Source organism: Pseudomonas sp. A-RE-22 (genome assembly GCF_019956035.1).
Lineage (GTDB): Bacteria > Pseudomonadota > Gammaproteobacteria > Pseudomonadales > Pseudomonadaceae > Aquipseudomonas > Aquipseudomonas brassicacearum.
The window spans coordinates 1-3,237 of record NZ_JAHBCZ010000087.1 but is presented as its reverse complement, the minus strand read 5'-3'; the positions used below and the strand labels follow the sequence as shown (position 1 = coordinate 3,237).

Here is a 3,237-nt window from a genome sequence, read left to right as displayed (position 1 = left end):
AGATCGAATTTTCGGCGAATGTCGTCTTCACAGTATAACCAGATTGCTTGGGGTTATATGGTCAAGTGAAGAAGCGCATACGGTGGATGCCTTGGCAGTCAGAGGCGATGAAAGACGTGGTAGCCTGCGAAAAGCTTCGGGGAGTCGGCAAACAGACTTTGATCCGGAGATGTCTGAATGGGGGAACCCAGCCATCATAAGATGGTTATCTTGTACTGAATACATAGGTGCAAGAGGCGAACCAGGGGAACTGAAACATCTAAGTACCCTGAGGAAAAGAAATCAACCGAGATTCCCTTAGTAGTGGCGAGCGAACGGGGACTAGCCCTTAAGCTTCTTTGATTTTAGCGGAACGCTCTGGAAAGTGCGGCCATAGTGGGTGATAGCCCTGTACGCGAAAGGATCTTAGAAGTGAAATCGAGTAGGACGGAGCACGAGAAACTTTGTCTGAATATGGGGGGACCATCCTCCAAGGCTAAATACTACTGACTGACCGATAGTGAACTAGTACCGTGAGGGAAAGGCGAAAAGAACCCCGGAGAGGGGAGTGAAATAGATCCTGAAACCGTATGCGTACAAGCAGTGGGAGCCCACTTTGTTGGGTGACTGCGTACCTTTTGTATAATGGGTCAGCGACTTATTTTCAGTGGCGAGCTTAACCGAATAGGGGAGGCGTAGCGAAAGCGAGTCTTAATAGGGCGTCTAGTCGCTGGGAATAGACCCGAAACCGGGCGATCTATCCATGGGCAGGTTGAAGGTTGGGTAACACTAACTGGAGGACCGAACCGACTACCGTTGAAAAGTTAGCGGATGACCTGTGGATCGGAGTGAAAGGCTAATCAAGCTCGGAGATAGCTGGTTCTCCTCGAAAGCTATTTAGGTAGCGCCTCATGTATCACTGTAGGGGGTAGAGCACTGTTTCGGCTAGGGGGTCATCCCGACTTACCAAACCGATGCAAACTCCGAATACCTACAAGTGCCGAGCATGGGAGACACACGGCGGGTGCTAACGTCCGTCGTGAAAAGGGAAACAACCCAGACCGTCAGCTAAGGTCCCAAAGTTATGGTTAAGTGGGAAACGATGTGGGAAGGCTTAGACAGCTAGGAGGTTGGCTTAGAAGCAGCCACCCTTTAAAGAAAGCGTAATAGCTCACTAGTCGAGTCGGCCTGCGCGGAAGATGTAACGGGGCTCAAACCATACACCGAAGCTACGGGTATCACGCAAGTGATGCGGTAGAGGAGCGTTCTGTAAGCCTGTGAAGGTGAGTTGAGAAGCTTGCTGGAGGTATCAGAAGTGCGAATGCTGACATGAGTAACGACAATGGGTGTGAAAAACACCCACGCCGAAAGACCAAGGTTTCCTGCGCAACGTTAATCGACGCAGGGTTAGTCGGTCCCTAAGGCGAGGCTGAAAAGCGTAGTCGATGGAAAACAGGTTAATATTCCTGTACTTCTGGTTATTGCGATGGAGGGACGGAGAAGGCTAGGCCAGCTTGGCGTTGGTTGTCCAAGTTTAAGGTGGTAGGCTGGAATCTTAGGTAAATCCGGGATTCCAAGGCCGAGAGCTGATGACGAGTTACCTTTTGGGTGACGAAGTGGTTGATGCCATGCTTCCAAGAAAAGCTTCTAAGCTTCAGGTAACCAGGAACCGTACCCCAAACCGACACAGGTGGTTGGGTAGAGAATACCAAGGCGCTTGAGAGAACTCGGGTGAAGGAACTAGGCAAAATGGCACCGTAACTTCGGGAGAAGGTGCGCCGGTGAGGGTGAAGCACTTGCTGCGTAAGCCCACGCCGGTCGAAGATACCAGGCCGCTGCGACTGTTTATTAAAAACACAGCACTCTGCAAACACGAAAGTGGACGTATAGGGTGTGACGCCTGCCCGGTGCCGGAAGGTTAATTGATGGGGTTAGCTAACGCGAAGCTCTTGATCGAAGCCCCGGTAAACGGCGGCCGTAACTATAACGGTCCTAAGGTAGCGAAATTCCTTGTCGGGTAAGTTCCGACCTGCACGAATGGCGTAACGATGGCGGCGCTGTCTCCACCCGAGACTCAGTGAAATTGAAATCGCTGTGAAGATGCAGTGTATCCGCGGCTAGACGGAAAGACCCCGTGAACCTTTACTATAGCTTTGCACTGGACTTTGAATTTGCTTGTGTAGGATAGGTGGGAGGCTTTGAAGCGTGGACGCCAGTTCGCGTGGAGCCATCCTTGAAATACCACCCTGGCAACTTTGAGGTTCTAACTCAGGTCCGTTATCCGGATCGAGGACAGTGTATGGTGGGTAGTTTGACTGGGGCGGTCTCCTCCTAAAGAGTAACGGAGGAGTACGAAGGTGCGCTCAGACCGGTCGGAAATCGGTCGTAGAGTATAAAGGCAAAAGCGCGCTTGACTGCGAGACAGACACGTCGAGCAGGTACGAAAGTAGGTCTTAGTGATCCGGTGGTTCTGTATGGAAGGGCCATCGCTCAACGGATAAAAGGTACTCCGGGGATAACAGGCTGATACCGCCCAAGAGTTCATATCGACGGCGGTGTTTGGCACCTCGATGTCGGCTCATCACATCCTGGGGCTGAAGCCGGTCCCAAGGGTATGGCTGTTCGCCATTTAAAGTGGTACGCGAGCTGGGTTTAGAACGTCGTGAGACAGTTCGGTCCCTATCTGCCGTGGACGTTTGAGATTTGAGAGGGGCTGCTCCTAGTACGAGAGGACCGGAGTGGACGAACCTCTGGTGTTCCGGTTGTCACGCCAGTGGCATTGCCGGGTAGCTATGTTCGGGAAAGATAACCGCTGAAAGCATCTAAGCGGGAAACTTGCCTCAAGATGAGATCTCACTGGGACCTTGAGTCCCCTGAAGGGCCGTCGAAGACTACGACGTTGATAGGCAGGGTGTGTAAGCGCTGTGAGGCGTTGAGCTAACCTGTACTAATTGCCCGTGAGGCTTGACCATATAACACCCAAGCAATTTGTATCCTCCGAGCTGAAAAGCGAACGAGACCAGATTGCGGTGTGTGAAGACGAAACGAACCGAAAGTTCGAATCTCACAAAACACCGAAGCTATCACATACCCAATTTGCTGAAGCGAGGCCAACTGGCCACGACTCAGTACCCGAATTTCTTGACGACCATAGAGCATTGGAACCACCTGATCCCATCCCGAACTCAGCAGTGAAACGATGCATCGCCGATGGTAGTGTGGGGTTTCCCCATGTGAGAGTAGGTCATCGTCAAGATT

General features: G+C 51.8%; 2 rRNA genes. Both read left to right on the top strand.

What is annotated here, in order from left to right:
- Positions 1-59: 59 nt before the first annotated feature.
- A 23S ribosomal RNA gene (locus KGA89_RS28630) occupies positions 60-2,951 on the top strand.
- Positions 2,952-3,119: 168 nt separating this feature from the next.
- Positions 3,120-3,235, top strand: a 5S ribosomal RNA gene (rrf, locus tag KGA89_RS28625).
- The last annotated feature ends 2 nt before the right edge of the window (positions 3,236-3,237 follow it).